This is a genomic window from Teichococcus aestuarii, from assembly GCF_042651065.1.
GTDB lineage: Bacteria > Pseudomonadota > Alphaproteobacteria > Acetobacterales > Acetobacteraceae > Pseudoroseomonas > Pseudoroseomonas aestuarii.
On the sequence record NZ_JBHSCH010000059.1, the window covers coordinates 22,303 to 28,547 of the forward strand.

Sequence of the window (6,245 nt, forward strand, 5' to 3'; positions counted from 1 at the left end):
TGCATGGTTGGGGATGCGGGCGGGCCGGGTCAAGGCAAACCGCCCGGGGCCGGCATGACATTCCCGCGGAGCGTGGCATCGGCGCCATGCTCCGGCCCGGCCCTCAGCCCGCCAGATGCACCAGCAGCCGCGCCGCATGGGCCGGCAGCGCCGCGCCCCGGCGGTGCAGGAGGAGGAGGCGCCGCTCGGCCCAGGCTTCGGCCAACGGAATTAGCGCCAGCGGCGCGGCGGCGCCGGCGCGGGGCGCGGCGGCGACCGGAACCAGCGCCAGCCCGGCGCCGACGGCGGCCATGCGGCAGGCGGCCTCCGGCCCCGGCGCCTGGAGGCGCAGCCGCAGCCGCCCGGACGCGCGCGCCGCATGGCCGGCCAGGTGCCGCTGCAGGGCGCTCCCGGCACCGAGGCCGATGAAGGGCCAGCCCAGCGCCTCCTCCAGCCGCACGCCGCCGCGCCCGGCCAGGGGATGATCCGGCGCTGCCACGAGCACCAGCCGGTCCGTCCGGAAAGGAAGCGCCTCCAGCCCGGCAAGGTCGGCATGATCGGCGGCGATGCCCAGCTCGGCCCGCCCTTCCGCCACGGCGGCGGCGATGGCGGTGCTGGTGCGCTCCTCCAGCGCGATCTCCACCTGCGGATGTGCGGCCAGGAAGCGGGCCAGCGGCTCGGGCAGGAATTCGACGGTGGCTGCGGTGTTGGCCAGCAGCCGCACATGCCCCTGCAGCCCGCGCGCATATTCGCCCAGCTCGCCGCGCATCCGCTCCACCTGCTGCCCCACCAGCCGGGCATGGTGCAGCAGCGCCTCTCCCGCCGGGGTCAGGCGGATGCCGCGCCGCCCGCGCAGCAGCAGCGCCACGCCGGCCTGCGCCTCCATCGCCCGCAGCCGGGCGCTGGCCGAAGCGAGGGCCAGCCCCGCCCGCGCGCCTCCGGCGGTGATGCTGCCCGCCTCCGCCACATGGCGGAACAGCCGCAGGTCGGTCAGGTCGAGATGCATGGAGGTTCGAGCCTTCGTCCCTGCCGAAGCCTCACTCTGCCACATCCGCATTGTGCCGGCCCAGGCTTCGCCGGAGGGTGTCGCCGCAGGCGCACCCGCGAACGGACAGAAAAAGGAAGGGGGTCCGGGGGAATTCATTCCCCCGGCGCTTCCGGGAGACATCATGGACATCCTGTTCCTCCTGCTGGTCTTCCTCCTCGCCGGGATGGTGAAGGGCGTGCTCGGCCTCGGCCTGCCGACGGTGGCGATGGGCCTTCTGGGCGCCGTCATGCCCCCTGCCCAGGCCGCCGCGCTGCTGGTGCTGCCTTCGCTGGTGACGAATCTCTGGCAGCTTTTCGCCGGCCCGCGCTTCGGGGCGCTGCTGCGGCGGCTGTGGAGCATGATGCTGGGCATCCTGGCCGGCACGCTGCTGGGCGCCGGGCTGATCGCGCGGGAGGAATCGCCCTGGCCGGTGGCGGCGCTGGGCCTCACCCTGCTGGCCTATGCCGTCCTCGGCCTGGCCCGCCCCGCGCTGCGCGTGCCGCTGCGCGCCGAGCCCTGGGCCGCGCCGCTGGTCGGGCTGGCCACCGGCGCCGTCACCGGCGCCACGGGGGTGTTCGTCATCCCCGCCGTGCCCTTCCTCGGCGCGCTCGGGCTGGGGCGGGACGACATGGTGCAGGCGCTGGGCCTGTCCTTCACCGTCTCCACCCTGGCGCTGGCGGCGGGGCTGGCCTGGCACGGGGCGCTGCCGGGGCTGCTGCTCGGGCAATCCCTGCTGGCGATCGGGCCGGCGCTGCTGGGCATGGCGCTGGGCGGCTGGCTGCGCGGCCGGGTGCGGGCGGAGACCTTCCGGCGCGGCTTCTTCGCGGGCCTCGGCCTGCTGGGGGCGGAGATGGTCTGGCGCGCCCTGGCATAGCCGCGTCCCGGCGCCCGCTCTCGACACCGGCCTCCCGCCGCGCCCATATCCGCCCCCATGCCCGAGCCGATCGCCCTCTATGTCCACTGGCCCTTCTGCGCGGCCAAGTGCCCCTATTGCGACTTCAACAGCCATGTGCGGGAGCGGGTGGACGCCGCCCGCTTCGGCGCCGCGCTGCGGCGGGAGCTGGCCTTCGAGGCGGCGCGGCTGGAGGCGGAAGGGCAGGGGGAGCGGCCGCTCGCCTCCATCTTCTTCGGCGGCGGCACGCCGAGCCTGATGCCGCCGCAGGTGGTGGCCGACATCATCGCCGACGCCACGCGCCTCTTCCCGCCCCTGCCCGACATCGAGATCACGCTGGAGGCCAACCCGACCAGCGTCGAGGTCTCGCGCCTGGCCGAGATCCGCGCGGCGGGGGTGAACCGCGCCAGCCTCGGCGTGCAGGCGCTGGACGACACGGCGCTGGGCTTCCTCGGGCGGAAGCACGATGCCGGGCAGGCCATCGCCGCGCTGGAGGCGGCGCGCGGCCTGTTCCCGCGCCTCTCCTTCGACCTGATCTACGCCCGCCCGGGCCAGGCCGTGGCCGAATGGCGCGCCGAGCTGCGCCGCGCCCTGGCCCTGGCCGCCGACCACCTCTCCCTCTACCAGCTCACCATCGAGCCGGGCACGCGCTTCGCCACCGAGCACGCGCGCGGCGCCTTCGCCCTGCCGGAGGGGGAGGAGGCCGCCGCCCTCTACTTCGCCACCGGCGAGGAGGCGGCGCGCTTCGGCCTGCTGCCCTACGAGGTCTCCAACTACGCGAAGCCCGGGGCGGAGAGCCGGCACAACCTCGCCTACTGGCGCTATGGCGACTATCTCGGCATCGGCGCCGGCGCGCACCAGCGGCTGACGCTGCGCGAGGGGCTGGTGGCCGCCCGCCGCCACCGCGGGCCGGAGGAATGGCTGGCGCGCGTCGAGGCCGCGGGCCACGCCATCACCGCCACCGAGATCCTCTCGCCCACCGACCGGGCGCGGGAGGCGCTGCTGATGGGGCTGCGCCTCTCGGAAGGCGTGGACCCGACGCGGCTCCAGGCCCGCAGCGGGCTCTCGCTGGCCGAGGCGGTGGACCCCGCCATGCTCGCCGCCTGCCTCGACGAGGACTACCTCACCTGGACGCCCGAGGGCCGGCTCGCCGCCACCTGGGAAGGGCGGCTGCGGCTGGACGCGCTGCTGCCGGCGCTGCTGCGGTAGGCGGCGGAAATCCGGGCCGGCGCGGCTTGGCGTCCGGGCAATTCAGAACATATTAGGAACTGAAACGCTCCGGACCGCCGCCATGGATCTCCGCGCCAAGCTCGCCCTGCTGGCCGATGCCGCCAAGTACGACGCCTCCTGCGCCTCCTCCGGCACGGAGAAACGCGACTCGCGCCAGGGCGGCCTCGGCAGCACGGAGGGCATGGGCATCTGCCACGCCTATGCGCCGGATGGCCGCTGCATCTCGCTGCTGAAGGTGCTGCTGACCAATGCCTGCGTGTTCGACTGCGCCTACTGCATCAACCGCGCCACCTCCAACGTGGCGCGCGCCCGCTTCACCGTGGCGGAGCTGGTGAAGCTGACGCTGGCCTTCTACCGGCGCAACTACATCGAGGGGCTGTTCCTCTCCTCCGGCATCATCCGCAGCCCGGACTACACGATGGAGCAGCTCATCCGCGTGGCCCGCACCCTGCGGGAGGAGCATGGCTTCCTCGGCTACATCCACCTCAAGACCATCCCCGAGGCGGCGCCCGAACTGCTGGCCGAGGCGGGGCGCTGGGCGGACCGGCTTTCCATCAATGTGGAACTGCCGCAGGTGGCCAGCCTGAAGCGGCTGGCGCCGGAGAAGGACCTGCCCGCCATCGGCGGCGCCATGCAGCAGCTCTCCTCCCGCATCGCCGAGGCCAAGGAGGCGCGCCGCACCGCCCGCCGGGCCGCGCCGCCGCGCTTTGCCCCCGCCGGGCAATCGACGCAGATGATCGTCGGCGCCGATGACAGCGACGACCGGCGCATCCTCGGCAAGGGGGCGGAGCTGTATGAGAAGTACGGGCTGCGCCGGGTGTACTATTCGGGCTACTCGCCCATCCCGGAGGCCTCCAGCCTGCTGCCGCCGGCGCCGCCGCCGCTGCTGCGCGAGCACCGGCTGTACCAGGCGGACTGGCTGCTGCGCTTCTACGGCTTCGGCACGGAGGAGATCCTGGCGGGCGGGGAGGGCGGCATGCTGGACCTGGAGATCGACCCCAAGCTGGCCTGGGCGCTGAAGCATCGCGCCGACTTCCCCGTGGACCTCAACAGCGCCCCGCGCGAGCTGCTGCTGCGCGTGCCGGGCCTGGGCGCGCGCAACGTGGAGCGCATCGTCGCCGCCCGCCAGGAGGGCCGGGTGCGGCTGGCCGACCTCGCCCGGCTGCGCGTGCCGCTGCGCAAGGTGGCGCCCTTCCTGCTCGCCCCCGACCACCGCGCCGCCCCCGGCCTGCTGGACAGCCCCCGCCTGCGCGCCATGCTGACCACGCCCGGGGGTTTTGGTGCGCAGGCGAAGCCCCGCCAGCTTTCGCTGTTTTCCTGATGCGCTGCCGCCCCGAAGCCCCGCGGCCGGCGGGCGCCGCCGCGGCGGAGGCGTTCTCCGTCGCGCTCGAGGGCTGCGCCGACTTCGCCGCCTGGCGCCTGGCCGCCCGCCGCCTGCTGGCCGCCGGCATTCCGCCCGAGGCGGTGGAATGGCGCACGCCCGAGGACCCGCCCGGCCTGTTCGGCGGCCGCCCCCCGCCCGAGGCGGAAGGCCCGCCCCTGCCGGTGCCGCGCGACTTCGTGGAAATGGCCGAGCTGGCGATCCGCCATGCGGACCGCGAGCGCTTCGCCCTGCTCTATGCCCTGCTGTGGGACTCCCAGGCCCGCCCCGGCCTGCTGCGCACCCCCACCGAGCCGCGCATGGCCCGCCTGGCCGGCATGGCCCGCGCCGTGCGGCGCGACGCGCACAAGATGCACGCCTTCCTGCGCTTCCGGGAGATCGGGACCCCCGAGGGGCCGCGCTCCGTCGCCTGGTTCGAGCCGGAGCACCACATCGTCGAGGCGGAGGCGGGCTTCTTCGTGCGGCGCTTCGCCATCCTGCGCTGGTCGATCCTGACGCCGCGCCGCTGCGCCCACTGGGATGGCGCGGCGCTGGCCTTCACCCCCGGCGCCCGCCGCGCCGATGCCCCGGCCGAGGACGCGGCGGAGGATCTGTGGCGCACCTACTTCGCCAGCATCTTCAACCCCGCCCGGCTGAAGCCGGACGCCATGCGGGCCGAGATGCCGAAGAAATACTGGAAGAACCTGCCGGAGGCGGCGGTCATCCCCGAGCTGATGCAGGGCGCCGAGGGGCGGGTGCGCGTCATGCTGGGGCAGGAATTCCGCGCGCCGCGCCGGCGCCAGAAGGCGGAGGGGGACTGAACCCCCCCCTTCCGGCCTCATTCCGCCGGCAGCCACACCTTGAAGGTGGCGCCCTCGCCGGGGCGGCTCTCGATGTGGAGCTGGCCACGGTGGCGGTTGACGATGTGCTTGACGATGGCCAGCCCCAGCCCGGTGCCGCCCGCATTGCGTGAGCGCGCCTTGTCCACCCGGTAGAAGCGTTCCGTCAGGCGGGGGATGTGCTCGCGCGCGATGCCGGGGCCGTCATCGGCCACGCTCATCGTCACGCCGGGGCGGGGGCTGCCGGTGCGCGCCACGCAGAGCTTCACCTCGCCGCCCTCCTGGCCGTGCCGCACCGCGTTCTCCAGCAGGTTGCGCAGCACCTGGGCGAGCTGCTCGGCATCGGCGGGCGCGGCGACGGCCGCCTCGTCCAGCTCCAGCGACAGCTCGACATGGCGGCTGGCCAGGATCGGCGCCATGGCCTCCGCCTCGGCGCGGGCCAGGGCGGCGAGCGGCACGCGCTCGGTCGGCGCCTGGTGCTCGGCCAGCTCGATGCGGGAGAGGCCGAGCAGGTCCTCGATCAGCCGCCGCATCCGCTCGGACTGCTCGGCCATGATGCCGAGGAAGCGTGCCTGCGCCTCCGGGTCGTCCTTCGCCGGGCCACGCAGCGTCTCGATGAAGCCCATCAGGCTGGCCAGCGGCGTGCGCAGCTCGTGGCTGGCATTGGCCACGAAATCGGCGCGCATCCGCTCCACCGCGCGCTCCCGCGTGCGGTCGGCGAGCAGCACCACCAGCCGCCCGCCGTCGAACAGCGGCGGGTCGAGCGGGATCACCTGCGCCGCCAGCTCGCGCGGCACCGGCACGGGCAGCACGATGTCCGCCGCCTGCCGCGTGCCCTCGGCCAGCGCCCGGTCCACCGCCGCGGCCAGGGCCGGGTGGCGCATCAGCGCGGCGGCGTCGCCGGCCAGCAGCCCGGCC

6 protein-coding genes are annotated in these 6,245 nt (G+C 74.9%); 4 read left to right on the forward strand and 2 right to left on the reverse strand.

Annotated elements, in window-relative coordinates:
- Positions 1–103 precede the first annotated feature (103 nt).
- Entirely contained in the window at positions 104–985 is an 882-nt protein-coding gene (locus tag ACFOY6_RS18770) for a LysR substrate-binding domain-containing protein (protein WP_379651916.1), read from the reverse strand.
- 163 nt (positions 986–1,148) lie between these two features.
- On the opposite strand from ACFOY6_RS18770, the gene ACFOY6_RS18775 reads away from it, so the two are divergent.
- The 4 genes from ACFOY6_RS18775 to ACFOY6_RS18790 all read left to right on the forward strand — a co-directional run bounded on the left by ACFOY6_RS18775 (position 1,149) and on the right by ACFOY6_RS18790 (position 5,309).
- Positions 1,149–1,880, forward strand: a complete 732-nt coding sequence (locus ACFOY6_RS18775; RefSeq protein ID WP_379651917.1) for a sulfite exporter TauE/SafE family protein — start codon at positions 1,149–1,151, stop codon at positions 1,878–1,880.
- A 57-nt stretch (positions 1,881–1,937) separates the two neighbouring features.
- Positions 1,938–3,107, forward strand: a complete 1,170-nt coding sequence (gene hemW / locus ACFOY6_RS18780) for a radical SAM family heme chaperone HemW (RefSeq protein WP_379651918.1) — start codon at positions 1,938–1,940, stop codon at positions 3,105–3,107.
- Positions 3,108–3,189: 82 nt separating this feature from the next.
- Positions 3,190–4,449, forward strand: a complete 1,260-nt coding sequence (locus ACFOY6_RS18785; protein ID WP_379632599.1) for a putative DNA modification/repair radical SAM protein — start codon at positions 3,190–3,192, stop codon at positions 4,447–4,449.
- The gene (locus ACFOY6_RS18790) at positions 4,449–5,309 is read left to right on the forward strand and encodes a TIGR03915 family putative DNA repair protein (RefSeq protein ID WP_379651919.1); all 861 of its coding nucleotides are present in this window, start codon (positions 4,449–4,451) and stop codon (positions 5,307–5,309) included. Before ACFOY6_RS18785 ends, ACFOY6_RS18790 begins: the two co-directional genes overlap by 1 nt.
- 17 nt (positions 5,310–5,326) lie before the next feature.
- Here ACFOY6_RS18790 and ACFOY6_RS18795 read toward each other — a convergent pair.
- Positions 5,327–6,245: sensor histidine kinase (locus ACFOY6_RS18795; protein WP_379651920.1), on the reverse strand; the 919-nt coding region annotated here is incomplete at its 5' end.

Coding starts and splice junctions, on each gene's coding strand:
- ACFOY6_RS18770 (WP_379651916.1), bottom strand. CDS start 985: ATGCATCTCGACCTGACCGACCTGCGGCTGTTCCGCCATGTGGCGGAG.
- ACFOY6_RS18775 (WP_379651917.1), top strand. CDS start 1,149: ATGGACATCCTGTTCCTCCTGCTGGTCTTCCTCCTCGCCGGGATGGTG.
- hemW (WP_379651918.1), top strand. CDS start 1,938: ATGCCCGAGCCGATCGCCCTCTATGTCCACTGGCCCTTCTGCGCGGCC.
- ACFOY6_RS18785 (WP_379632599.1), top strand. CDS start 3,190: ATGGATCTCCGCGCCAAGCTCGCCCTGCTGGCCGATGCCGCCAAGTAC.
- ACFOY6_RS18790 (WP_379651919.1), top strand. CDS start 4,449: ATGCGCTGCCGCCCCGAAGCCCCGCGGCCGGCGGGCGCCGCCGCGGCG.